The sequence below is a fragment of the Virgibacillus sp. LDC1 genome (genome assembly GCF_025792345.1).
In the GTDB taxonomy this organism is placed as follows: domain Bacteria; phylum Bacillota; class Bacilli; order Paenibacillales; family Paenibacillaceae; genus Paenibacillus_AQ; species Paenibacillus_AQ lautus.
Window position 1 is genome coordinate 3,003,467 of the sequence record NZ_JAOXLZ010000001.1, and the last position, 26,064, is coordinate 3,029,530.

Annotated in this window: 23 protein-coding genes; 2 read left to right on the forward strand and 21 right to left on the reverse strand. The window is 48.5% G+C overall.

Annotation, left to right across the window (positions count from 1 at the left end; genetic code table 11):
- Positions 1-16: 16 nt before the first annotated feature.
- The 18 genes from OHJ21_RS13350 to OHJ21_RS13435 all read right to left on the reverse strand — a co-directional run bounded on the left by OHJ21_RS13350 (position 17) and on the right by OHJ21_RS13435 (position 18,669).
- Positions 17-1,360, reverse strand: coding sequence for a flagellar hook-length control protein FliK (locus OHJ21_RS13350; RefSeq protein ID WP_486020252.1), 1,344 nt, complete (start codon positions 1,358-1,360; stop codon positions 17-19).
- 47 nt (positions 1,361-1,407) lie between these two features.
- A complete protein-coding gene (locus OHJ21_RS13355) occupies positions 1,408-2,340 on the reverse strand; it encodes a MotE family protein (protein ID WP_394057347.1) in 933 nt (310 codons plus the stop codon).
- A 39-nt stretch (positions 2,341-2,379) separates the two neighbouring features.
- Complete coding sequence (fliJ, locus tag OHJ21_RS13360; RefSeq protein WP_100538075.1) at positions 2,380-2,823, reverse strand: flagellar export protein FliJ; 444 nt, start codon at positions 2,821-2,823, stop codon at positions 2,380-2,382.
- A gap of 9 nt (positions 2,824-2,832) precedes the next feature.
- The gene (fliI, locus tag OHJ21_RS13365; protein WP_127592522.1) at positions 2,833-4,152 is read right to left on the reverse strand and encodes a flagellar protein export ATPase FliI; all 1,320 of its coding nucleotides are present in this window, start codon (positions 4,150-4,152) and stop codon (positions 2,833-2,835) included.
- On the reverse strand, positions 4,136-4,990 hold the full coding sequence (locus OHJ21_RS13370) for a FliH/SctL family protein (protein WP_486020253.1): 855 nt from the start codon (positions 4,988-4,990) through the stop codon (positions 4,136-4,138). The genes fliI and OHJ21_RS13370 overlap by 17 nt, the downstream gene beginning before the upstream one ends.
- Positions 4,983-5,999 carry a flagellar motor switch protein FliG gene (gene fliG / locus OHJ21_RS13375; protein WP_100539452.1) on the reverse strand — a complete coding sequence of 339 codons (1,017 nt, stop codon included), beginning with the start codon at positions 5,997-5,999 and terminating at the stop codon, positions 4,983-4,985. Before fliG ends, OHJ21_RS13370 begins: the two co-directional genes overlap by 8 nt.
- 11 nt (positions 6,000-6,010) lie before the next feature.
- Complete coding sequence (gene fliF, locus OHJ21_RS13380; RefSeq protein WP_127592524.1) at positions 6,011-7,591, reverse strand: flagellar basal-body MS-ring/collar protein FliF; 1,581 nt, start codon at positions 7,589-7,591, stop codon at positions 6,011-6,013.
- Positions 7,592-7,625: 34 nt separating this feature from the next.
- Positions 7,626-7,934 (reverse strand): flagellar hook-basal body complex protein FliE, encoded by a 309-nt coding sequence (gene fliE / locus OHJ21_RS13385; protein ID WP_009594713.1) that lies wholly within the window; start codon positions 7,932-7,934, stop codon positions 7,626-7,628.
- A gap of 44 nt (positions 7,935-7,978) precedes the next feature.
- Positions 7,979-8,428, reverse strand: a complete 450-nt coding sequence (gene flgC, locus OHJ21_RS13390; RefSeq protein WP_326112937.1) for a flagellar basal body rod protein FlgC — start codon at positions 8,426-8,428, stop codon at positions 7,979-7,981.
- Positions 8,429-8,433: 5 nt separating this feature from the next.
- Positions 8,434-8,841: a flagellar basal body rod protein FlgB gene (flgB, locus tag OHJ21_RS13395; RefSeq protein WP_071220075.1), complete on the reverse strand. Its 408-nt coding sequence runs from the start codon at positions 8,839-8,841 to the stop codon at positions 8,434-8,436.
- A gap of 458 nt (positions 8,842-9,299) precedes the next feature.
- A complete protein-coding gene (gene hslU, locus OHJ21_RS13400) occupies positions 9,300-10,706 on the reverse strand; it encodes an ATP-dependent protease ATPase subunit HslU (protein WP_100538080.1) in 1,407 nt (468 codons plus the stop codon).
- A 49-nt stretch (positions 10,707-10,755) separates the two neighbouring features.
- On the reverse strand, positions 10,756-11,298 hold the full coding sequence (gene hslV / locus OHJ21_RS13405; protein ID WP_006211334.1) for an ATP-dependent protease subunit HslV: 543 nt from the start codon (positions 11,296-11,298) through the stop codon (positions 10,756-10,758).
- Positions 11,299-11,327: 29 nt separating this feature from the next.
- Positions 11,328-12,662, reverse strand: coding sequence for an FADH(2)-oxidizing methylenetetrahydrofolate--tRNA-(uracil(54)-C(5))-methyltransferase TrmFO (gene trmFO / locus OHJ21_RS13410; protein WP_394054754.1), 1,335 nt, complete (start codon positions 12,660-12,662; stop codon positions 11,328-11,330).
- 15 nt (positions 12,663-12,677) lie between these two features.
- Positions 12,678-14,777: a type I DNA topoisomerase gene (topA, locus tag OHJ21_RS13415; protein WP_100538082.1), complete on the reverse strand. Its 2,100-nt coding sequence runs from the start codon at positions 14,775-14,777 to the stop codon at positions 12,678-12,680.
- Between the two features lie 36 nt (positions 14,778-14,813).
- Positions 14,814-15,989, reverse strand: a complete 1,176-nt coding sequence (gene dprA, locus OHJ21_RS13420) for a DNA-processing protein DprA (RefSeq protein WP_100538083.1) — start codon at positions 15,987-15,989, stop codon at positions 14,814-14,816.
- Positions 15,990-16,119: 130 nt separating this feature from the next.
- Positions 16,120-17,049 carry a succinate--CoA ligase subunit alpha gene (gene sucD / locus OHJ21_RS13425; protein WP_071220478.1) on the reverse strand — a complete coding sequence of 310 codons (930 nt, stop codon included), beginning with the start codon at positions 17,047-17,049 and terminating at the stop codon, positions 16,120-16,122.
- 96 nt (positions 17,050-17,145) lie between these two features.
- On the reverse strand, positions 17,146-18,306 hold the full coding sequence (sucC, locus tag OHJ21_RS13430) for an ADP-forming succinate--CoA ligase subunit beta (protein ID WP_006211339.1): 1,161 nt from the start codon (positions 18,304-18,306) through the stop codon (positions 17,146-17,148).
- A 207-nt stretch (positions 18,307-18,513) separates the two neighbouring features.
- Positions 18,514-18,669 carry a hypothetical protein gene (locus OHJ21_RS13435; protein ID WP_326112930.1) on the reverse strand — a complete coding sequence of 52 codons (156 nt, stop codon included), beginning with the start codon at positions 18,667-18,669 and terminating at the stop codon, positions 18,514-18,516.
- Between the two features lie 130 nt (positions 18,670-18,799).
- Between OHJ21_RS13435 and OHJ21_RS13440 the strand changes: the two genes are divergently transcribed.
- The gene (locus OHJ21_RS13440; protein ID WP_486020254.1) at positions 18,800-21,040 is read left to right on the forward strand and encodes a helix-turn-helix domain-containing protein; all 2,241 of its coding nucleotides are present in this window, start codon (positions 18,800-18,802) and stop codon (positions 21,038-21,040) included.
- Between the two features lie 24 nt (positions 21,041-21,064).
- Here the strand turns inward: OHJ21_RS13440 and OHJ21_RS13445 are convergent, their stop codons facing one another.
- The 3 genes from OHJ21_RS13445 to OHJ21_RS13455 all read right to left on the reverse strand — a co-directional run bounded on the left by OHJ21_RS13445 (position 21,065) and on the right by OHJ21_RS13455 (position 24,543).
- A complete protein-coding gene (locus OHJ21_RS13445; protein WP_100538086.1) occupies positions 21,065-21,928 on the reverse strand; it encodes a carbohydrate ABC transporter permease in 864 nt (287 codons plus the stop codon).
- Between the two features lie 12 nt (positions 21,929-21,940).
- Positions 21,941-22,858 carry an ABC transporter permease gene (locus tag OHJ21_RS13450; protein WP_326112928.1) on the reverse strand — a complete coding sequence of 306 codons (918 nt, stop codon included), beginning with the start codon at positions 22,856-22,858 and terminating at the stop codon, positions 21,941-21,943.
- A 149-nt stretch (positions 22,859-23,007) separates the two neighbouring features.
- On the reverse strand, positions 23,008-24,543 hold the full coding sequence (locus OHJ21_RS13455) for an ABC transporter substrate-binding protein (RefSeq protein WP_486020255.1): 1,536 nt from the start codon (positions 24,541-24,543) through the stop codon (positions 23,008-23,010).
- Positions 24,544-25,090: 547 nt separating this feature from the next.
- Here OHJ21_RS13455 and OHJ21_RS13460 point away from each other — a divergent pair.
- Positions 25,091-25,891, forward strand: a complete 801-nt coding sequence (locus tag OHJ21_RS13460) for a collagen-like protein (protein ID WP_486020256.1) — start codon at positions 25,091-25,093, stop codon at positions 25,889-25,891.
- Positions 25,892-26,064: the final 173 nt, after the last annotated feature.

The following is a 26,064-nucleotide window of genomic DNA, read 5'->3' on the forward strand; positions in this document are numbered from 1 at the left end:
GCTCACCTCCTCACTGTTAGGCTTTTGCGGTAAATGTTCCTGCTTGCATCCGTTCATCGTCGGCTTGATGCTCAGCAATCCAATCGTTTAATTCTTCTGTCAAATTTGCTGCCAGCACGGCATCATCGGATGGTCTATCCTTCTCCTTTGATCGATGCTGTGACTGCTGCTGGCCTGATCCAGGCTGACGGCCGTCTTGATAAAGATTCGCATTGGAAGGCTGGCTGCTCTGTGTAACTTCAATTTTCTCGACCTGCAGTCCCTGTGCAATCAATGCGCTTCGAAGCTGTGCCATTTGCTGGTCAATCAGCTCTTTAGCATCCGTCGACCTTGTCATGAACTGGGCGATTAATTGGCCATTCTGCATCGTAAGTTTGATATCTACTTGACCTAGATGTTCCGGATTCAAGGAGATTCTCGCTTCCGTAAAACCGGTTTGTTTCACGATTTCGAGCTTATTAATAATGAAGGAAGTCATTTCGCTTGCGAAATTCTCAACAGGCACCGGTGGAGCTGCAGGTTTTACTGCAACTTGCGTTCCCGAACGCAGGGCAAGCTGACCGGCAGTGACCGTTCCTTGCTCCAACAGCGAATCTCCTTCGTTAATCACGAACTCGGATGCTGTACCCTCAACGTGGGTACTTGTCGTCAGTGATGACCACTTGGCATTTGCTTGACCCGTTGATTGAGATGAAGCCGACTGTCCCGAGGTATTCGTGGATACGTTAGGCTGAACGGCATCCGGCTGCTTTTGGGTTAGGATGTTATCAAAACTGCCGCTTGTTTTACTCTCCCCGGTCCCTGTTCCTTGACCAAGCAGACTATGGAAAGATTGGACAAGCTGTTTGACTGCAGCTTCGGTATTCAGATCCACCTGACTCGATTTGGATAGCATCGACGCCAGCTGGCTGATCGTATCCTGTACCGCAAATCGAATGGTCTCAGGTCTGGAAGCCAATGGAGACATCGCATTCCCATCCGTGTTTTCTTGTGCTTGGGGAGCAGCTCCGCTCAACATAAGATTCGCTTGCGACAGCCAGTTCTGCAGCTCTTGCAATAGGGATGGATCCTCCATTAATGCCTGGTCCATGGTGTCCAGTTCCTGCAGCAAACCATGAAGCAATTCCATCAAGCCTTCAAGCGATCCATCGGTTTCCGAAGAATACTGCGTTAGCAAGGATTCCAGCTTGGCAGCGACTTCCGTCGAAGTTGTTGAAGCGCTGTTCCCGCTGCTGCTCATCTGGTATGCCAGTGTCGCATCAAAGGAAACACCTGCTGTCGTTTGACCCGCTGCGCTTGTCTTTCCGCTCCCCGAGGGAGTGCTTACGGATGAAGACATGTTTTGTACCGTTATTGTCATCGTCTTATTTCACCTCCTTTCCTGAGGATGGAGATTCATTTCAGAGCTTATTTAGAGCCCATCAGGCGATTCAATATCTTTGCTGCCAGCTCCGCATCTTTTGAAGACATCGCATTTAAAATACGTGAACGAGTAGCATCATCCACGGTATTCAGAATGGTCATGGTCTTAGCGGGGCTGATCTTATATGTCTGCATCAGCAGCTCGGCAGCGTTGGCAGGTGTCATTCCGGCAAAGGTCTGATTCAACTGGTTTTTATCCAGATTGTCGGATGTCTTCTTCTGCGCCGCTTCCGTTTCGTTCTTCTTGAGCCTGGATTGCAAAGCCGCAATGGCCATATCTTCAGAAGTCTCAGCATCCTTAAGCATCATGGTTGCGTCCGCGGCCGTTTTCGGATCCATTTTCTGCAAAATGGCAACCCGGTTGCTGCTCTTCATCTGGCTAAGCATAAGCACCATTTCTTCCAGCGTAAGGTTTTGCATAATCGGTGCGGCTTTGCTTGGACTCATGTCGGCGTAGAGCTTAGACAGTTCTCGAATCTGCTTGGTATACGCGTCCTCCTCTTCTGCCTCACCGCTTGTCGATGTGCTTTGCATCGAATCAATTTGGGTTTCCAGCTCTTTCACCTTGTTTTCCTGCGCCGCTTTTTGCTCCGTTACTTCATTTAATGTTTCTTCGCGTTCAGCAAGCTGCTTCTTGAGTTCAACAATCGTTGCTTCCGCGCTTTCTTCCTGCTGCTTCGCTTCTTTGAGTTTCTGCTCTTCCGGGGTCAGCACCGGATCCGGGACCCAGTTCTTGACGACCGGAATTTTATTGGCTACATCGATTAGTCCATCCCGCACATCGGCTCTAAAAAATACGGCGAGCGCCCCGAGCAGAACGATCGTAAATATAGCAGGTACCAAAATCAACAGTATCCGTTCAAATCCTCCGCCTGATTCTTCCTTATCAAGCGGCATGTCTTTTCGTGCCACTCTCATTCCTCCTTCGCGGTCATAACCCTTCGGTGTTTGCAAACCTTATCGGGCTTTGATCGCAAAACGTACCGTCGCCATCTCGTCCAGCTCGTTTTGTTCCCGAAGGAGACTTTCATGCCGGAACTTTTCTTGGGATTTGTCTCTTGCTTTCAGCCACACTTTTTCGTCAAGCATCTTGTCTGACAATACCTTTTGTTTTTTCGTTACATTGACATGTGCGATCCTTATGTCATCCCGCTTCCGCTCAATGCATTCTTCCAAGTGCTCTGCATATACCTGAATGTTTCGGATCTCAGCGACCGGCACGCACCGCGATGCCGCCTCCTGCTGAGCATGATACATTTGATCCCGCATCTCATACAGCTCATTCAGACTTTTCTCTTCCGCCTGCAGCTTCCCGATGGCACTTGACAGCATCCATTCGGCTTGCGTTTTCTCGTTGCTCTTCAGGTCTACGATTTTCTGGAATGCATAATGAAATTTCATTCTTCAAAGTCATCTCCTTGAAAACTCGGAAATCAAACGTTCCTGAACCTCATTCAATGTTGTCTTCTCATTCACTTTTTGCTTCGTAAAATCCCATATTCGCCCGATATATTCAATCGACTCATCGATATCGGCATTCGAGCCCTGTTGATATGCCCCAATATTAATCAAATCCTCCGAGTCCTTATATATCGCCATCAGTCGCTTTACGTTCTCGGAAGCATCGATTTGTTCCTCTGGAGAAATATCTTTCATCACCCGGCTAATGCTAGCCAGCACATCGATAGCCGGAAAATGCCCTTTGTTTGCGATATTTCGGTTTAGAACGATATGACCATCGAGTATTCCCCTGACCGCATCCGCGATCGGTTCATTCATGTCGTCACCGTCTACCAGCACCGTATAAAAAGCTGTAATCGAGCCCGTTGGCCCTGTTCCTGCGCGTTCCAGAAGCTTCGGCAGACTAGCAAAAACAGACGGAGTATAACCGCGCATGGCCGGCGGTTCTCCTACGGCAAGCCCTACTTCTCGCTGCGCCATCGCATAGCGGGTAACGGAATCCATCATCAGCATCACATTCAGGCCGCGATCCCGGAAATACTCAGCGATCGTTGTAGCGATCAAGGCCCCCTTAATACGGATGAGTGCCGGTTGATCTGAGGTCGCTACAATCACGACGGACCGCTTTAACCCTTCGGGACCCAAGTCCCGTTCAATGAAGTCCAGCACCTCTCGTCCACGTTCCCCGATCAAGGCAATGACATTGACATCGGCAGAAGTGTTTCGGGCGATCATTCCCATCAGGGTACTCTTCCCGACACCGGATCCGGCGAATATACCGACCCGCTGGCCTTTGCCGATGGAGAGCAATCCGTCAATCGCACGGACGCCGATGCTGATCGGCTCCTGAACTCTCGGCCTATTCAGCGGGTTCTGAGGAACATTATGGGTTGAATAATGCGGCATACGCGCCGGAATGATAGATCCGTCCAGCGGTTGTCCCAATCCGTCCAGCACTTTGCCAAGCAGTTCCGAACCAACCTGCACGCTCAACGGTTTTCCGGTCCCGACTACATCACAGCCGGGTCCGATAGAGTGAAGCTCGCCGAGAGGCATCAGCAACACTTTATTGTCTCTGAAACCCACGACTTCCGCCTTGAGCGGCTTGGACTGCTTCGTGGGATAGATATAACAAACATCGCCGATGCTCGCATCCGGTCCCTCGGACTCCACCATCAGTCCGATTACCTGTGTAACTTTGCCGTTGATGCGAACGGGGTCCAGATGTTTCAGATGATCCATGTACCGTGCGCTATTCAGCTTCTTCATCTTGATTTCTCCGTTCCTCGTCATCAAGAGCGAACCGCACGAGTTCTTTTTTGATCTCGGATAGCTGTGTATCGATGCGGGCATCCACGCTTCCGAAGGAAGACCGGATCACGCAGCCGTGATCCTTAACCGTGGAATCCGGCAAAATTTGAAGTTCCGCCTGAGAATCGATCGATAATCCGAGCTCTTCCCGTGCCGCGTATACAAATTCGAATTGTTCAGGAGCAACGCAGAGGGAGATGACTCCTTTTTCCCGTTTGCGTGCCAGATTCTTTCGAATCAGCTCCAGCGTGAAATCAGGTTCAATCGTAAGCTGACGATCCAGTACTTTCTCCGCTATGCTGCAGCTGAGCTCCACCAAAAACGGCTCCGCTTCCTGAATCAAATCATCCTTCGCTTGATGGGCCAGCTGAAGCAATTCACTCGCTTGTAATGTCGCTTGCTCCATCAGTTCCTTCATCTCAAGTTCTGCCTTGGCCGAGCCCTCGGCGTATCCTTGGTTAAATCCTTCCATCTTCAGCGTTTCGGACAAATCCTCGTCCTGAAGCCTTCTTTCGGTCCACCACGCTTCAATCTGCTGCTGTGCTTCAGTCAACAGCCGCTCCGCCTCTTCCGAAGCCTCACGGATTTGTCGTTCGGCAAACTCCTGAGCATCCTTCAGCATCTCGTGCTTTAAGCGTTCAGCTTCAGCCAGCGTCTGTACGACGGCCGGCTCGGCAGTCGGCGGAGTATGTTCCTCTACCGTTTCCTGGGTCGGTGAAGCGTAACGACGAGCAAGATCCAACTCTTTCAACACATCCATCGGTTTATAGTGGGACGATTTGATCAAGTTAGACAATGATGTCATCTCCTCCGCCACGGGCAATAATGACCTCGCCCGCTTCTTCGAGTCTTCGGATCGTGCTTACAATCCGAGTCTGAGCTTCCTCTACATCACGCAACCGCACCGGTCCCATGTATTCCATTTCTTCGCGGAAGGTTTCGGCCATACGCTTGGACATGTTGCGGAAAATGACATCCCGTACCTCTTCGCTTGCCACCTTGAGTGCAAGCTGTAAATCGGCGTTCTCGACATCGCGGATAATACGCTGTATCGAACGGTTGTCCACGTTGACGATATCTTCGAATACGAACATCCGCTTCTTGATTTCTTCAGCGAGCTCGGGATCCTGGATTTCCAGGGAGTCGAGGATCGTTCGTTCTGTTCCACGGTCCACACCATTCAGAATTTGAACGATGGATTCAATGCCACCCGCACTGGTGTAATCCTGGGTAACGGTCGCCGACAGCTTCTGTTCCAGCACGCGCTCCACCTGGGCAATGACTTCCGGTGAAGTACTGTCCATGACTGCAACCCTACGAGCTACTTCGGCCTGCTTCTCTTGCGGAAGCGAAGAGAGGATCGCGGATGCCTGCTCGTATTGAAGATATGACAAGACAAGTGCAATGGTCTGCGCATTTTCGTTCTGGATAAAGTTCAGAATTTGGCTTGGGTCCGCTTTGCGGGCAAAGTCAAACGGTCTTACTTGAAGCGTTGCCGTCAGTCTGTTGATCACTTCCATCGCTTTTTGCTGTCCAAGCGCCTTCTCCAAAATCTCTTTAGCGTAATTAATACCGCCTTGGGAGATGTATTCCTGGGCCAGACAAATTTGATGGAATTCCTGAATAATGCTATCTTTCTCATCACTGTCGACTTTGCGAACATTCGCAATCTCCAGCGTTAATTGTTCAATTTCTTCATCTCGAAGATGCTTAAATATTTGAGCAGACACTTCCGGGCCAAGTGTAATGAGCAGTATAGCCGCTTTTTGACGTCCGCTTAACAGTTGGTTATTTCCCTTAGCCAATGCTTCCACCTCTATTCCTCAGCTAGCCATGTGCGAAGTAAATTCACGAATTCATCTGGCTTCTTCTTCGCCAAGGTTTCGAGCTGCTTACGAACCTGGCTTTCATTGGTTATACTTTCGAGATTAATCGATGGGAATTCCGTAACCGGCGGAAGTTGAATGTCATCTTCAAATTCTTCCTGCTGCTGTCTGCGTCTGCGGATAATGAAATAGGTTCCTCCGGCAATTAACGCCAACGCAGCGATACCAATTCCCCATAATACAGGCTGTGAAAATACGGTTTTCGGGTTTTCATCCGCATTTACATTAAATACCTGTGAAATAACCGAAACTTTTTTGGACAAATCAGCGTCTGTATAAGTAGAGCCTGTATCCGAGAGCGATGCTCGTACGATATTAACCAGAATGTTCTGTATTGCCGTTCTTGTTGCGTCATCCAAAGTTTGTTGTCCGGCAGGTGGTTCAACCGAGACATTAATGGTTAAATCTTTAACAGTATATGGACTTGCTATGATATCCTTCGTAATCCGGTTAACTTCATAGTTAACGGTTTTGGAGAGCTCTTCCGAATTCGTTTCCCCGCTTCCAGAATCGCTTGGATATCCCGGAACAGCTTCTTCGCCTACACCGGCCACTCCGCCGGTTGGACTACTGGTTCCCGAATAGTTCTTCTGGATCTCCTGAACACTGAGCTCAATCCCCTTCATTTCTTCTTCATCAACAGGGGTTACGATGTTTTCCTTGCTTTGCACCTGATCAAAGTTCAGTTTGGAAGCAACCAGTACATTGACTTTATTCGATCCCATGTATTGCGAGAGGAACTGCTGAACATTTTGCCTAACGTCGCTTTCGAATTTTTTCTGAAGCGCGAAGTTTTCTTCCACCTTACCAATCAATCCGCCTTGACCGCCTTTAGCTGTTGCGAGCAGCTCGACTTCGTCATTGGTGATTGTAATGTTCTCAACCGGTAAGTTCGGAATGGCCGTCTTCACGAGGTTGTAATACCCGTCAATGACTTCTTGATTAGGACGATAGCCCGGTTTGAATTGGACAACTACAGAAGCGCTGGCTTGATCTTCGTTTCCGTTTTTTGCAAATACACTTTCTTTAGGCAGATTTAATAATACCGTTGCATCTTGAACGCCCTGCATCTTCTCAAGCAGTCGTTCTACTTCGCCATTCAGTGCATTTACATATTTCACTTCGAATTCGTTATCTGTCATCCCGATGGCTGATGCGTTCTTCTCGAAGGTTTCGAATCCGATCGTACCATTCTGTACAAGTCCTTGAGACCCTACATCAATCTGGACTTTAGCTGCGCTCGTACTCGGAACCAGGATGCTTCTGCCATCCTCGCTCAGCTTGTAGGAAATCCCTTGGGTCTCCAGGTGGCTGATGATTCCTGCGGCGTCGCTGGAATTTAGATCCCGGAATGCTACTTCGTACTTCGTCTTAGAGAACTGCATCGTTAGTACGATTAGAGCAATCAAAACAAATGCTATTGTAGCGATTAACATTATTTTTTGTTTGTTGCTGAATTGGTTCCAATACTGGGTCATTCTCTCCCGATATTGGGTAATTCTCTCGTTCACATTGTCACCCCATCCGAAACTTTGCTAGAAACATTTAGATTTGCGTGCGCATGATCTCTTGATAGGCTTCTACCACTTTGTTTCGGACCTGTGTTGTGAGCTGAATGCTCAACAGAGCCTGTTGGGCGGATATCATCGCCTGATCTACGTTTACTTGTCCAATCATTAATTTATCGCTCATGACATGTGCATTTTGTTCCTGTGCTGCCACAGAGTTCAGTGCTTCATTCAGGTAAGAGCCAAAATCGCGAATCGATTCGGATGGAGTCGCTCCATTTTTCACTTGCTCCTGCATTTGAAGCGGCTGTACGCCCTGAACACTGAACATTGCATTTTGAATCATCTCTCTCTCCTCCTACAATATGGGCTTATGTATTTACCGCTGTGCTATCTACCGATCTCCAACGCCTTCATAATCATCGCTTTCGAAGCATTTATCGCAGTAACGTTAGCTTCGTAAGAACGGGTAGCTGCCAGCATATCCACCATTTCCTTCGTAATGTCCACGTTAGGCATAAAGACATAGCCTTCCGCATTCGCATCCGGATGTGTAGGGTTATATACCTGTTTCAGCGGGGTTTGATCTTCCCGTACCTGCGCAACCTTTACCCCTTGTCCCACATTCTGACCACTCATCTGAGCTCTGAGAAGCCCTTCAAATGATTCTTGCTGCGGCTGTAACACAACCGTTTTACGGCGATACGGTACAGCTTGGCCGTTCTCGATTCGCGCGCGAGTGGTTTCCGCATTGGCAATGTTGGAGGATATGACATCCATTCGAAGCCGTTGTGCTGTTAGAGCTGATGCATTAATACCGAAGCTATTGCTAATATTCATGAACCCTATCTCCCTTCAATAGCTGTACGCATCATTCGAATCTGCTCATTGACAGCTTGTATGTATGAATTATAACGGAGCTGATTCTCTGCAAGCAGCGACATTTCTCTGTCTGCATCGACATTATTCTGGTTGTTATTCATGGAGCTGCTGCCATCCTTCATGACCGAAGCCTCAGGAATCCCCCCGGTTGAACCAATGACAAAATGCCTGGGATCCGTTCTTCTGCCCTGAAGCGACAATTGGGCCCCATCCATTTCTTTTTTCAGAAGACTCTCAAAGGATACCTCGGATCTCTTAAAATGAGGAGTATCCACGTTGGCGATGTTGTTTGCAATCACATTGTTTCTGAGATTCGCTGCATCCAAACCGCTTTGAAGCCGTTGAAAAGAACTATTGTTCAACAGATTCACTAGCTCATTCCTCCTGACTGGACTTTGCAGAAAGGTATTCCACTCTTCCTAGCTAAATCCTCTTTTTTCGACAAATCATATAATCCGTATGAACTAACCTAGGTCTTAAGTAGAAAAAGACAACATGATGTCACATAAACTAAGTTTCTTAAAGATTGGGACTTTTTACAATAAGAAAAAAGCCCTATCTTTTACCAAAAAGAAGGGCTTTGTGTTCATTTTTATCCGGTTTTTTTCTATATTATTGCAAATCGTATCACTAAATCTGTAAAATTTAAGCGATTTTTCCCGAAGGGTAGGTCCTGGTAGGGACCATAAAATTCACAAAAAATTACGAAATCCGTCCCGTTCCCTTCCAACATGCGAAAGCGCTTCGACAACTTGCTGCAAGGGTCGGGATGAATATCGACAATTATTTCCTTTCGCATACCCCGGCAGATAGACCTATATGGATGCAACTACAGAATATACTGGCTCAGGTCCCGGTCCTGGGCGATCCCGGCCAGTTTCTCCCGGACATACTGCGGCGTGATCACCATGCGATCCAGCGTCAACTCAGGCGCTTCAAATGACAGGTCTTCGAGGAGCTTCTCCAATATCGTATGAAGTCTCCGTGCACCTATATTCTCCGTGTTCTGGTTAACCGAAGCAGCAATTTGGGCGATCTCCCGTATCGCTTCCGGAGAAAACTCAACCTCAAGATCTTCAGTACGCAGCAGATTGACGTATTGCTTGGTCAGCGCATTTTTCGGCTCGGTCAAAATGGATACAAAATCGTCGAGTGACAAGCTGCTGAGCTCCACCCGAATCGGAAAACGCCCCTGAAGCTCGGGAATCAAATCCGATGGCTTCGCAATATGAAAAGCACCTGCAGCGATGAAAAGGACAAAATCCGTTTTGACCGGCCCATATTTGGTCATAATGGTTGAGCCTTCCACGATAGGCAAAATATCGCGCTGCACGCCTTCTCTGGACACATCCGGACCCGATTGACGGCCCTGGCTGGCAACCTTGTCGATCTCGTCGATAAAGATAATGCCGGATTGCTCTGCCCGACGAATGGACTCCTGAATGACATCATCCATATCGATGAGCTTGCCCGCTTCCTCTTGCGTCAGCACTTTCCTGGCTTCCTTGACGGACAGCTTGCGGCGCTTTGTGCGCTTTGGCATCAGGTTGCCGAACATTTCCTGCATGTTCATACCCATTTGATCATTGCCCTGCCCCGCAAACATATCAAACATGTTCGGAGCAGCATCCTCAACATCAATCTCAATCGTTTCGTCTTCAAGCTTACCGGACAGCAGGTTAAAGCGCACCTGTCTCCGTTTCTCTTTGAGACTAACGTCCTTTTCGTCCGCATCCTCATCTTCGGCCTGGGTCTCGTTATTAGAACCGCCAAACAGCATCTCAAAGGGATTTCGCTGGCTCTTCTGGCCTTTGGTTGAAGGCGCCAACAGCTGAACGATCCGCTCGTTCGCCATTTCCTCGGCTTTGTCCTTTACCTTCTCGGTACGTTCCAGCTTCACCATCCGGATCGCGGTTTCCACCAGATCCCGGACCATGGATTCCACATCACGGCCGACATATCCAACCTCGGTAAACTTTGTCGCCTCGACCTTGACGAACGGTGCATGGACCAGCTTGGCAAGCCTTCTCGCAATCTCCGTTTTGCCGACACCGGTAGGACCGATCATCAGAATGTTCTTCGGTACGATTTCATCCCGCTCGTCATCCGTAAGCAAACTCCGGCGATAGCGGTTCCGAAGTGCTACAGCGACCGATTTTTTAGCGTCCTTTTGGCCTACGATGTATTTATCCAGCTCGGATACAATCTGTCTTGGCGTCATCGATTCTTTACTCATCGCGAATACCTCCACCCCTGATATGGCTATATGTTGCTGTATGGCATCCTTACAGCTCTTCGACAATAATATTGCTGTTGGTATAGACACACACCTCAGAAGCGATCTGAAGCGCTTCTCTGGCTATGTCTTTCGCTTCCATATGTCCGGCATGACGCTTAAGCGCCCGACCTGCCGACAAGGCAAAATTGCCGCCTGACCCAATGGCCAGCACATCATCATCGGGCTCGATGATTTCGCCGCCGCCTGAAATCAGCAGCATCCCTGTTTTATCCATAACAATCATCAAAGCTTCAAGTTTGCGAAGCACGCGGTCTTGACGCCAGTCCTTCGCGAGCTCAACAGCGGCACGCTGCAGGTTGCCATGGTGTTCTTCCAGCTTGCCTTCGAATTTCTCAAATAACGTGATTGCATCCGCCACAGAACCGGCAAAACCGGCGACAACTTGTCCCCGGTAAAGACGGCGCACTTTCTTGGCGGTCTGCTTCATCACTACACTTTCACCAAATGTAACTTGGCCATCGCCGGCAATAGCTGCTGTGCCATTATGCCGTACCGCGCAAATCGTAGTGGCGTGAAAAGTCATTTCCATGATGGCAAGACCTCCCTAAGAAAATAAGATTAGATTGTATTTAGTTCGTTAGCATTAATAAATACTCGTACTCCGTCAAGAGCTCGGCTCGCAAGCGCTTCATTTTTTTCCTTTTTGTTGCGAATGCGCTTCTCGAGACTTGGAAGAAGACCAAAGTTCGCATTCATCGGCTGGAAGTTATCAGGATCTGCATGGGTTATGTAGTAGGCCATACTCCCGATGGTTGATTCCTGAGGGAATACGATCCCTTCCTGTCCCTGAGCTGCTCTTGCTGCATTGATCCCTGCAATCAATCCGGATGCCGCTGATTCTACATAGCCTTCGACACCCGTCATTTGTCCCGCCAGATACAGATTAGGCCGTGTTTTCACCTGATAGGTTTGTTCCAGCAGTTTAGGCGAATTGACAAACGTATTGCGGTGCATGACACCGTAACGCACAATTTCGGCGTTCTCGAGTCCCGGAATCATGGAAATGATCCGCTTCTGTTCGCCCCATTTCAAATGAGTCTGGAAACCGACAAGGTTGTAAAGCGTACCTGCCGCATTATCCTGACGGAGCTGCACCACAGCGTGCGGCAGCTTGCCTGTATGCGGGTTCACCAATCCAACAGGCTTCATCGGGCCAAACAAGGCGGTTTGTTTACCGCGCTTCATCATGACCTCGATCGGCATGCAGCCTTCGAAATAAATCTCCTTCTCAAACTCTTTCAATTGAGCAACTTCGGCATTGATAAGAGCGTCATAGAAAGCGTCAAACTCTTCTTCCGTCATGGGACAATTTAGATAAGCCGCTTCGCCTTTATCATAACGGGATGCCAGATAGACCTTACTCATATCGATGGAATCCTTTTCCACGATTGGAGCAGCCGCATCGTAAAAATAGAAATAGTCCTCACCCATCAGCTCACGAATCTGTGATGACAACGCGGGCGAAGTCAGCGGCCCTGTGGCAATAACAACGATGCCTTCTTCAGGTATATGCTGAATTTCTTCATTTACAACCTCAATTAAAGGATGCTGATGCAGGGTTTCCGTAATTTCTCCCGAAAAACCGTCGCGGTCAACGGCCAATGCGCCCCCAGCCGGGACGGAATTGCGATCTGCCGAACCGATGACAAGCGAGTTTAGCATCCGCATCTCTTCCTTCAATACCCCGACTGCGTTGGTTAAACCGTTCGCCCGAAGCGAATTACTGCATACAAGCTCAGCGAACTTGTCCGTATGATGAGCCGGCGTCTTAACGACCGGCCGCATCTCATATAATGTAACGGGTACGCCACGGCTAGCGATCTGCCAGGCAGCTTCACTGCCTGCAAGCCCTGCACCGATAACCGTAACCCTTTGTGAATCTGTCAACGTCATTACCCCCTGTATGCCTTACAAATCTGCTGCATCGTCCTGTTCCTCGACCATTTCGGAATAATCACAAGAAGTACATTGAAGCTTGATGCCTTGCTTGCTTTTCTTCTCTACCATTAAACTGCTGCAATTCGGACACGGCTTCGTTGATGGTTTATCCCATGATACAAAATCACATTCGGGATAACGATCACACCCAAAGAAGATGCGCCCCTTCTTGCTCCGGCGTTCCACCACATGGCCTTCCTTGCATTTCGGGCACGCCACGCCGATATCTTTCACGATCGGCTTGGTATTCCGGCAATCCGGGAAACCCGAGCAGGCAAGAAACTTGCCGAAACGGCCCAGCTTATACACCAACGGCTTACCGCATTTTTCGCAGATCTCATCGGAAACCTCATCTTCGATTTCGATTTCCTTCATTTCTTCCTCTGCTACTTCAAGGCGCTTTTCAAAGGATTCATAGAACTCTGCCAATACTTTGACCCAATCTTCGGAGCCCTCCTCCACATGGTCGAGGTCCTCTTCCATGTTCGCCGTAAACTCTACATTGAGAATTTCCGGGAAGAACTGCTCCATCTGTTCGATGACAAGTTCACCGAGCTCGGTTGGCATGAATTTTTTCTCTTCGATGGCAACGTAGCCTCTCTTCTGGATCGTCTCCAGCGTCGGTGCATACGTACTCGGACGTCCTATGCCGAGCTCCTCCAGCGTTCGGACAAGCCGTGCTTCCGTATAACGCGGAGGCGGCTGCGTGAAGTGCTGCTTCGGCTCAATATCCTGCTTCTCCAGAATGTCGCCACTGTGAAGCTCTGGCAGGTATTTGTCTTCCTCCGTCGTCCCATCGTCATTTCCTTCAACATAGACCTTCATGAATCCAGGGAAACGAACCTTCGAACCGGTTGCGCGGAAGACCGTTTTACCAGCGGTGATATCAACAGAAAGCGTATCCAGCACAGCAGAAGACATCTGACTCGCCACAAAACGCTCCCAGACCAGTTTGTACAGGCGAAGCTGATCACGGCTCATAAACGGCTTCATGGATTCAGGATCCCGCAGCACCGAAGTAGGACGGATCGCTTCATGCGCATCCTGAGCGTTGGCTGCTTTTTTCGAGTATTGTCTCGGGCTCTCCGGAACGAACGGATCACCATACTTCTCGGTGATATATTCTTTTGCTTCTTCTTGAGCCGTACCTGAAATGCGTGTGGAATCCGTACGCATATAGGTAATCAAACCGACGGTGCCTTCCTTGCCAAGCTCGACGCCCTCGTACAACTGCTGGGCAACGGACATAGTCTTGGCAGCACGGAAACCAAGTTTACGTGCAGCTTCCTGCTGCAAGGAGCTCGTCGTAAACGGTGGAGACGGGTGGCGCTGACGCTCGCGCTCTTTTACTTCGCCGACTTGGAAGGAAGCATCCCGAATCGCTTCGAGAATTTCATTCACTTCCTGTTCATTGGTCAGCTCCTTCTTCGCGCCGTTAAGCTGCGTAAATTTGGCTTCGAATGCGGTTCCTTTAATGGCCAGTTTGGCCGTAATGGTCCAATATTCTTCCGGAACGAAAGCGCTTATCTCATTCTCGCGGTCGAGAATGATTTTGACGGCTACCGACTGAACGCGGCCGGCAGAAAGTCCCTTTTTTACTTTCTTCCATAGAATAGGGCTGATCTTATAACCAACCAAGCGGTCCAGGATACGTCTTGCCTGCTGCGCGTTAACCAAATCCATGTTAATTTTGCGCGGCGTTTTGAAGGCATCCTTCACGGCCGTTTTTGTTATTTCATTAAATACAACCCGCAGGCTTTGAGTATCATCCAGCTCCAACGCATGCGCAAGATGCCATGCAATGGCTTCCCCTTCGCGATCGGGGTCAGCTGCGAGGTACACTTTTTTCACCTTTTTGCTAGCATCCTTAAGTTCCTTTAAGACAGAACCTTTTCCGCGGATCGTAATGTATTTCGGATTGAAGTCGTTTTCCACTTCAACCCCGATTTGGCTCTTCGGCAAATCGCGAACATGACCCATCGAAGCCTTCACGATATACTTGCTGCCGAGATATTTGCCAATCGTTTTCGCCTTAGCAGGCGACTCTACGATGACGAGTGAATCCGCCACAGGTTCATCCTCCTCTCCAACATTCAAACTTTCCCATTAAATGATCTTATATATAGCACCGGGTAATTGGGTAATCTGCTTTTTTATGATTAAAGATAACAGAACTGAATGCAAATGTCCAAAATCCCACCGGGTTCGCTCGATCATCTCATCCAGCGACCCGGGACCCTGTTCGAGCATATGGTATATTTGTCGTTCGTCATTTGTCAACCCGGCTAGTACATCCGGTTGCTCCTGACAAGGGGCCTGCCGCTCCTTATTGTATGTATCCGAGGCCACTTTTGGCAACCAGGAATCATATTCTTCTATTATATCCCTAGCTTCCGTAACCATCTTGGCCCCTTGCTTAATCAAATCCAGGGTCCCTCTGCTCTTGGGTGAAGTGAGAGGTCCCGGAACGGAAAACACGTCCCTTCCCGCCTCCAAAGCTAAATCCGCCGTGATCAACGATCCGCTGCGGGCATCCGCCTCCACCACCACGGTACCTAGCGTGAGTCCCGCGATAATGCGGTTTCGCTGCGGGAAGAATCCCGGGAGCGCCTTGGTGCCGGGCGGGTATTCCGAAATGATAAGTCCCTTAGCCGCGATCTCTTCATAGAGCGATCGGTTCTCCGGTGGATATATAACGTCAATGCCGGCTCCAAGAACTGCCAAGGTCGGTCCCCCGCTTCGCAAAGCCGTATCGTGGACAACGCTATCAATGCCTCTGGCCATGCCGCTGACAACCATGAACCCTGCCCTTGCCAACTCCTCGGATAACATCGTTGCAATCTTGCGCCCATATGCCGTAGGCATTCTTGTACCTACCATCGCAATCCCCGGCCTGGACAGCAGATGAGGATCGCCTATGCAATACAGCACCCAGGGTGCCTGTGGCGAAGATTTTAACGTGTCCGGGTAGATATCATCAAGGGCTGTTATAATACGTATTTTTGAACGGTTTGTCAAATTCCATACCCCGGCCTCATATTGTCGAAACCCGGCATGATCCGCACTCGACAGATCGACCTGCTTACTTTCGACAACGGAAGGAAAGTCTTTGGCCAGCTTATTCGCTTTTTCGACAGGTAGACCACAGGCTCTCCAATCATTCGCATCATATGACAGCAGCCCCTCATGCAGCTCGCCATTCGATATGATTCGGTTAATGGTCTTCCATCCGATACCTTCGCTTTCATGCAATGCAATCAGCAGTAAGCTGTCCACCTTCATAACGGGACCTCCTTAAAATATAAAATCGAAAACAAAAAAGCAACCCTTCATTTCCTGTTTAGGAAATAAAAGGTTGCTTACCTCAAGTAAAAACCATTGACTTAGTCTAATCATGCATCAGAATCTTGTTCTAGTGAGTCGTGCAAGACTCCAAAAGACCTTTCTCCTCAAGCACGCTAACCAGGGTTGAGCCCATTTCAGCAGGTGTAGGAGCTACTTTGATACCACAAGCTTCAAGTACAGAGATTTTCTCCTTGGCTGTTCCTTTACCGCCAGAAATAATCGCGCCTGCGTGGCCCATACGTTTTCCTGGAGGCGCCGTTGCGCCGCCAATGAAGCCTACCACTGGTTTGGTCATGTTCGCTTTGATCCATTCAGCCGCTTCTTCCTCCGCTGTACCGCCGATCTCACCGATCATAATAACCGCTTTGGTGTTAGGATCTTCATTAAAGAGTCTCAATACATCGATAAACTCCGTCCCTTTAACCGGGTCGCCGCCAATCCCTACGGCGGAGGATTGTCCGATGCCGCGAGCTGTCAGCTGATGAACGGCTTCATATGTCAGGGTACCGCTGCGGGATACAACGCCGACATGTCCTGGCGTGTGGATGTAACCAGGCATGATGCCGATTTTGCATTCGCCCGGTGTAATGACACCCGGACAGTTAGGTCCGATCAAACGAGTCTTCTTGCCTTCCATATAGCGGGATACTTTCACCATATCCAGCACCGGAATGCCTTCCGTAATACAGATAACCAGATCCATCTCGGCATCAACAGCCTCCAGAATGGAATCGGCTGCAAAAGCCGGAGGCACATAAATTACGCTAGCGGTTGCGCCTGTTTTGGCTTTGGCTTCCTCAACGGTGTTGTAAACCGGCAATTTGACGGTTTCGCCGTTCTCAAGCGTAATTTCGACTTCGGTTCCACCTTTGCCGGGTGAAGTTCCCCCGACCATCTGTGTACCGTAATCCAGGGCGCCTTTTGCATGGAAAAGGGCTGTTTTACCTGTAATCCCTTGCGTGATAACTTTTGTATTTTTATCGATCAAAATACTCACGATTGATTCACATCCCCTATTGTTATTTGAAAATGAAAGCAACCGCACGGCAGGGCTAAGAAGCCCATCGTGCCATGCCCCTTCAGGAATGAAATATTACTGAACGAGGGAGACGATCTTCTGTGCTCCGTCGGCCATGGAATCAGCAGGTACGATATTAAGACCGGACTCAGCCAAAATCTGCTTGCCGAGGTCTACGTTCGTTCCTTCCAAACGTACAACAAGCGGACGAGTCAGTCCTAACTGTTTCGCTGCTTCGACAACACCGGTAGCAATAACGTCACAGCGCATAATACCACCGAAAATGTTGACAAAAATTCCTTTTACTTGAGGATCGGACAAAATAATCTTGAAGGCTTCCGTTACCTTCTCCGTTGTTGCACCGCCCCCAACATCAAGGAAGTTAGCAGGGTCGCCGCCATAGTACTTAATGATGTCCATCGTAGCCATGGCAAGACCGGCACCATTAACCATACAGCCGATGTTGCCATCCAGAGCTATGTAACTCAAGTCGTATTTGGATGCTTCGATCTCCTTCTCATCTTCTTCGTCCAGGTCACGCAGTTCAAGGATGTCTTTATGACGGAACAGCGCATTGGAATCAAAGTTGAGTTTGGCATCCAGAGCCATGACGTTTCCGTCACCGGTTACGACAAGCGGATTGATTTCAGCGATAGAGCAATCCTTCTCTACGAATGCCTTATACAAGGCCAGCATGAACTGAACGGCTTTCCCTACCAGTTCATTCGGAATATTAATGGAATACGCTAATTTCCGTGCTTGGAATGTTTGAAGTCCGATCGCTGGATCTACGACCTCTTTGAAAATCTTCTCGGGAGTTGCTGCTGCAACCTCTTCGATCTCGGTTCCGCCTTCTTCGGACGCCATCAAAACGACACGGCCGGTAGCACGGTCAACGACCACACCGATATAATACTCTTTGCGAATATCGCAGCCCTCTTCAATGAGGAGACGCTTGACTTCCTTGCCTTCCGGACCCGTTTGGTGAGTCACCAACACCTTGCCCAGAATTTCTTCAGCATAAGCACGAACCTCATCCAGGTTCTTCGCCACTTTAACGCCGCCGGCTTTACCCCGACCGCCTGCGTGGATTTGTGCTTTGACAACGGTTACGGGACTGCCCAAAGATTGTGCAGCTTCAACTGCTTCTTCTACCGTAAACGCTACCTTGCCGTTCGGAACAGCTACTCCATATTGCTTCAGTACTTGTTTTCCTTGATATTCATGGATATTCATTCTCGAATCCTCCTATCAACATGACTGGAACAAGGCTGGCTAACACGGAACGAATCTATGAAAGATTTCCCTGTCAACCTTTATATATTAAACCCAAGCTATTGTAACATGTTTTTAAAACGCTTACCTTAAAAAGTTCACCGTTTATCCACTCGATTTGGCATGGGTATGATTCCTTCCAGATATAAATTGGAGAAATATGTAAAATTATTTGTTTTTTCGTGCAAAGCTTATCAATCCGATAATCCCCAATACGACAACGGCAATGCCTAACAATCCTGCAACTAGTGTAGTGATGATATTTCCCCATAATACGGTCATCCGATTCCCCTCTCCCATCCCCATAATATTTGGTACATTCATTACTATTATACCATTAAATGCCTTTTTGTTTGAGATAAACTTGTGACGCAAAATAAAACTCTTTATCCTTTTTCTGCTATCCGTTAGAATGATTGAAAGATTAGTGAACGCATTCATAAGGAGATTCAGCATGAGTTGGTTGAAGTCATTTTTCCCGCTGCATTCATTATTTGTCAAAATGCTGGTGTATTTTCTCGTCGTGATTTTCCTGCTCTCCTCCTACAACCTATGGTCGATGACATTCTACTCCCGTCATGTTCACAATGAAATTGTCAAATACAATCTGACCCTGATTCGAAATACCGTAGATCATTTTGAGAAACAATACTCCACTTGGAAGAATCTCCTCCTCAACCTTCAGCACGATGAATTTGTCGGCAATATCAGCAGGCAGGCCGATTCCGGCGGAAAGAAAGGCATCGATTATCTGCAGGTGGATATGGTGATGGATCAGATCCGGACCCTGGTAAGCCAGCCTTACTATCACTTGAGCAATGTCATGATCTACTACCAGAATCAGTCCTTCCTGCTTGAACGGGATGGCATCGTCGATGATGACCGCATGTTTAACCATTACTACATAAGCGACGCCTATCCGTACGAGTTCTGGAAACGGAGCGATCACACAAACGGCTTTCTGCAAATGTTCCCCAGCAGCACTTTCTCCATCGGGACAGAGAAGAATGAGCTTCAGTTGATGCCTCTACTTACGAACGGACAGGGCAGCCCCTGGAAGATCATAGCTTTCGTAAATATGAAAAGCTGGTATGAATCCTATAAAGGCATGGCCGGTTCCCGTTTTCTGCTGGTGGACTCGGAGGGAGCAACCCTGTACGAATCCGCCCCGGATGAGAAATCCCAGCCACTGCCGGAATGGGACGGCCACTCGGAATGGATGATCGAGAAGGGATCCTATTACTTTTTCGAAAAGGGCTCCCGTTCCGGCCTTACCTACATCTCCATTATTCCGCATAACGAACTCAACCAAAGCATCAGCCGTATGAACTGGATAGCCGTACTGTTATTTGCAGCTACCCTGCTCATTGGGATTATGGCATCCTGGATATTTTCCCGAACAATCAATCGGCCGCTCAAGAGAATGGTAACGGGACTGGGGCAGGCGGAGATGGAGCTATATCAAGGGAGCATTGCCGAATTCAGCGCCATCTCCAACCACTTGAAGGGTTTGCAGCATGAACGGAAGATCATCAAGGAATGGATGGACCATACCAAACCGTTGTTGACCAGCTACCATTATTTGGCCCAGTTCAAAAACATTGCCCTTGATACCTCCGCTTCCAAAGAGCTTTGGGTCGGCGAGGGTGCATTCATGGTTCTCGTATATCAGTTGAGGTACCGGCACGTCCCTTCTCGTCAGCTTGATGCCTTAATGACACGGGCAACCGGCAAGATCAAAGATATGATCACGCTGCAGATACAAGCATCGTTTCCCCTATCGCACACCCTTCAGATGGAGGGGAAGCAAATTTTATCCATTGTGTATACACAAGAAAAAACGGACATGCTGCAGCAGTGTCTCAGTCAGCTCAAACAGATTTTTGATCAAGATCAAAGCACCTATCTCGTGAATATTGCGGTTTCGTCCGTATTCCAGCAAACCTCTGATTTTGACCGGGCTTATGCAGAAGCCATGTCGCTCCTGCAACAAGCCATGCCGATTGAGGAAACCCAGATTATCTGGGAGAAGGAACGCCGTGAAGATGTAACAGGATTCACTGCCGAGCAGGAACATGAGTTTTACGTGAATTTACAGGCCGGCAACGAGAGCAGCTGCCAATCGCTCATTGAGCGCGCCCTGGATCGTTTGCAGAGACAAGAGGCCACGGCCGATCAACTAAGCCACTTTGCCAAATCGGTATCGGTCCGCATGAGAAGAACAGTAGAACTGCTGAAAATCAACATCGACGCGCTTCCGGATTACGCCGAAAGGCTTGCTTGCAGCGTAACCCCCGAGCAATACCGGGAAGCCCTTCTCGACGAGCTTGCCCATGCAACCCATGCGATCCGTCTGAAACGGGAGGAACATTACGATATTATTCAATATGTCATTCATTATCTGGAGTCCCATTACGCTGAAGAAATATCACTTGAGCAGCTTGCCTATAAACTCAACATGTCGCCTACTTATCTGTCCGGGTATATTAAAGAGAAGACGGGGAGCAATTTCAGCGACCAATTGAATGCGATTCGAATAGCAAAAGCGAAAGTACTTCTGGAGACGACGAACATGCCGATTCAGGAAGTAGGCAACCGGATCGGGTACCGAAATGTCACTTCCTTTATCCGCATGTTCAAAAAAATAACCGGCCAAACACCGGGTGATTACCGGAAAACCAACTGGGTCCGATAACACACAGGTGAGCGGCCGGCCGCTTTAACCTTTAACAGAGCCAATCAAAGCCCCTTTTACAAAATACTTCTGTATAAACGGATAAACAAGCAGGATCGGCAAGGTGGACACCATAATGGTAGCGAATTTCAAGCCATCCTCCACCACCACGATATCACCCACGACCGGACCGTCCGTTCCCGTCAATTGCCCTGACAGCACGATGTTTCTTAAAATCACCTGGAGGGGCTGCATATCGGCATCCCGCAAATACAGCAGCGGCCCCATGAAGTTATTCCACATTCCGACGGCATAATACAAGCCGATGGTGGCCAGCACCGGCTTGGAGAGCGGGAGCACAATCCGGAAGAAAATCCCGATCTCAGACAGTCCATCAATTTTCCCGGATTCCTCGAGCTCTTGAGGCATGCCCATGAAAAAAGTTCGCATGATGAGCAGATTCCAGGTGCCTACCGCACCGGGCAGCACCATGCCCCAGAGGGTGTTGACAAAGCCAAGCTCCTTCACGACCAGAAACGTCGGAATCATCCCGCCGTTAAAAAACATCGTAAAGACGATCAGCATCAGGATCGGTTTGCCCATGACCATCTTGGTCTTGGACAGCGCATAAGCCCCAAGTGCCGTGACAATCAAAGAAATGGCGGTCCCTGTAATCACATAAATCAGCGTGTTCTTATATCCTTTCAGCACCCGTCCGTCCTCGAACACATACTGATACATATCCAGGTTGAAGCCCTTCGGCCATAACCACACTTCCCCGGAGGCGATCGATGCGGAATCGCTAAGGGACACGGCCAGCATATAAACAAACGGGTATAGACACGCCATCACAATTCCGGAAAGAATCAAGGCATTGAGCGCGTCAAACCAATTCCATTTCGGTTTCATCACGTTCCTCCTTTACCAGATGCTGCTTCCGCTAACTCGCCGGCTAAACGAATTGGCCGCAATAATGAAAATAAAGCTGATGATGCCGGTAAACAGATCAATCGCCGTGGCATAACTGTAGTTGCCTTGCGTTAAGCCGACCCTGTACACATAGGTGGATATAATATCGGCTGTCTCGTAGGTGGCCGGAGTCGCAAGCAGATATACTTTCTCAAAGCCGATCTCCAGTATTTTTCCGATATCAAGTATCAAGATGATCACGATTGCCGGCGCGATGCCGGGAAGTGTAATGTTCAGCGCCTGCTTCCACCGATTAGCCCCATCTATCCGTGCCGCTTCGTATAATTGCGGATCGATTGCCGTCAAAGCAGCCAAATAGATAATGGTCCCCCATCCAATATGCTGCCATACGTCGGTCGTTACATAAATCGACCTGAACCAGGCGGACTCAACCAAAAAGTTGATTCGTTCGAGTCCGATGGCACTCAGCAGCTGGTTGACCACCCCGCCTGTCGGAGACAGGAACATAACCGCGATCCCCGCTACAACCACGTTAGATATAAAGTGTGGAAGATAGCTGACCGTCTGGACAAACCGTTTTAAAAACGATTTGCTCACTTCATTGATGAGTAACGCAAGTATGATGGGGGCTGGAAAGCCGAAGATCAGCTTGTATAAGCCCAGCAGGAATGTATTTCTGAGAACAGGCCAGAAGTCAGGCGTACTAAAAAACATGCTGAAATATTTAAAACCCACCCAGTCACTCTCCGTGATCCCCTTAAATAAGTTGTAGTCCATAAAGGCGATCGAAATGCCGAATATGGGAACATACTTAAAGATGATGTAATAAAGAGCACAGGGCAGAAGCAGCAGCAGCAGGTATTTGTCCCGCTTCACTTTCGTCAAGAAACCCGGATTCTGTGCTTGCAAAAAACGATTCCTCCTTTTGCAGCGAAATCCATGCTGTATCTGCAAGCCGCTCCCCTTGCGGACCGGGACCGGGCTTGAAACGCATCCGAAGAGCCGGTCCGTAAAAGAGAGCCACTGCGTTCATCCAACAGCATGGCGTTCCGTTTAAATTACTTAGCTTCATTCAAGAACTTTTGCGTCCGCTCATAAGCACTTTTATGAACATCCAGCACCTGCTGCACGCCAAGCTTGTTTATTTCATTAACGTAAGCATCCCAATCATCCATCGGTTTCTGTCCTAAAATGAACTTGGCAATCTGCTCCTCATGGAACTTTTTCACGGTTTCGCCGACCATGCTCAGCACTTCATTTTCTTCATTCGTATAGGCAAGCCTTGGCTGCGGTTTCGTTTCATGGTCCGGCGCGATTTTCATCGCTTCCCGCATTTTTGGGGAATACATGGACTCGTAAGCCGTCATATCCAATACCGTATGTGCTCCGATTGTTGCGATCCCCGTCTTGGTTCTCAAGTCGCCGAACTCTTTGTAATCCGTATTGAATTTGCGAACCCCGTTCCCGGTTGTAAATGTCTCCCCTTCCCTGCCCCAGGTTGCCAGCTCAATTCCTTCGGGAGAGAACAAGAAATCCAGGTACTGCAGCAGCCGATCCCGCTCCTTGGAATTTGCCGCCACCGCAAAGCCGTCGGACTGCAATCCGGCAAATACGTTGTGCGACTTGCCATCCGGGATTCCAACAGGAGGAACCATATAATCGAGACTAAACTCGGATGCCTTATCCCCAAGCATTAACGGAAGTTCGTCCATGATGCCGATATAATCGCTGGCAATAAACGATTTGTTCTGAAGCAGCAGATCATTAAATTGCTTACGTTTATGCGCCATGAAGTCAGGCGCAACCAATCCCTCCGTGTAAAATTTATTCATATACTCAACCATTTTCTTGTAGTTGTCCTCTGTCGGACCGTAGCGCCATTCATTCTTCTCGAAGTCGTAATAGTAGCTGCTGTTGGTATTAAACGCAGGTGCCATATTGACCAGCGGACTCAAACCGTTAAACACGGCAATCGGAAAGCTGTCCGGGTACAATTCCTTTAATTTTTTCGCGGCCGTATACAGCTCGTCGTAAGTCGTCGGCGGTGTCAGATTGTGTTTCTCGAATACGTCGTCCCGGTAAAGCCATGACCGCCTGGATTGCTGCTCAAGTCCATACAACGGCATAAAATAGTTCTTTCCCTCAGGAGACAGAACAGCTGCTTTCACTTCCGGATGATCATCGAGAAACTTCTTATAGTTTGGCATCTGATCCAGATGCTCGAAATAGTCGACAAACGCTCCGCTGGCCCCGTGCGTATTGGCGGCATTCAAGCTGTTAACCATCATAAGATCCGGTATCTCGCCCGAGGATATTGCCAGGTTCATCGTTGTGGTGTAATCGCTCATTACGGGTTGTACCTTGAAGGAGATGCCGGTTTCTTCTTTTAAGTACTTATAAATCGGCCAGTTTTCCTTATAGGGCCAATTCGTATGAGAGAAGGTCATCATTTCTAGTGCGACTTCCTTGCCTAAGGCGGCGCTTTCAGGATTCTCCTCTTTTACCGCGTTCTCTTTTGAGCAGCCGCTCAATACTGTACCGGTTATAACGGCGACCAATGCCACCAACCCGAGCTTTCGGTTCCAAACTTTCACGCAACCCTCTCCCTTATGTATTGATGATGTTACGCCAGCCGCTCTTAAGGCAGCATGTCGTTTATGATTTTGATTCTACTTGCCGGACCCGTGTTTTGACTATTTACATTCCTTCCCGTTATTGCCTGAAGCTACGATTCTGAAAAAGTGACAACTTTCTGAACCATGGTACATTCACCGTTCAAATCCCGCGCCGTGGCTGGGTCTTAACCTATTGAATGAAAGCAATCAATCATATTGCCCAGCAACCCCATCTTCGTCTCTAATAAGAAAGAAAATTGGTAGAAATCTCATAAGTATTTGAAAAAAAAAGTCAAGATCCGAAAACGGATCTTGACTTATGAGGTGCACTGAAACGTTCACTTTATCTAACACAAATAAGACCTTGATTGACTGGGCAATACATTCTTTAATTTAAATTGACTGATGAACATCGAGTTACAATCGCCCCTTTTTGGATAAATGGACTTGAGACTATTAATTCCTTAGGTAGCCATCTATTCATTCTCAGGTTATGTGACATATCCTGCAAGTACATCCTAAGGAGGTGCTCATATTGAAAAGTTCTATTGGAAAATTACACAAAAAACCACTAAAAAGAAATCTCTCGTGTTGTAAAGGGAAAAAGAAAAAAGAAATCGTGTGTAAAAAGAGAAAGGTTATCAATCTTTCCTGCCCGCCACCTAGAATCAATGTAACACCTGTGCCTGGACCTCAAGGGCCTCAAGGGCCTCAAGGGCCTCAAGGACCTGCCGGAGCACAAGGTATTCCAGGACCTCAAGGACCGGTCGGAGCACAAGGACTTCCTGGAGCTCAAGGAATTCAAGGGCCTGTTGGACCCGCTGGAGCCCCTGGAGCAACTGGAGCAACTGGAGCGACAGGGCCGGCCGGCGTTTCAGCATTTGCTTTTGTATGTAGTACGGAAACGCAATCTCCCGCCGCTGCTCCAGCACCTGGTGCTCAAGGAGGCGCAGTAACCTTCAACAATCCTCCTATAATTGGAGGAACAGCCCTTACGTTCACTGCTCCTTCAACATTTACTGTCAATGAAACAGGCGTATATAATATAAGTTGGGAGGTATTCCCAACCCCGGGTGTGAATGCATTTGGTTTGTTCTTTGATCCAGATGCAGCCGGTCCGGCAGTTCCAGCCCTGGTTCCTTGCAGCAATTATGGAACGAATGCAGGCAATCAGCCATACCAAGGCCAGGTAGTTGCCTTTTTAACAGCTGGCGGGGTCTTGACCCTGAACCGTATGGACAATATGGGGGCATTAACTTTACAAAGCGCTATCGGTGGAGGTACGCCAACCGTAAGTGCATCTATTGTTATTGAGCGTTTGGCTTAACAATAATTCAACTATTTAACTTAAGGAAAGAATCCGTAGATATTGGGTTCTTTTCTTTTTTTTCATAAATTCCCATCCAACTGAAATAATTTCATCGATCTTGATCCAATATGCGGCTTAATGACATCAAGACTGGGCTCTTACCTGCTCGACGAGGTTTTGGTATATGATCA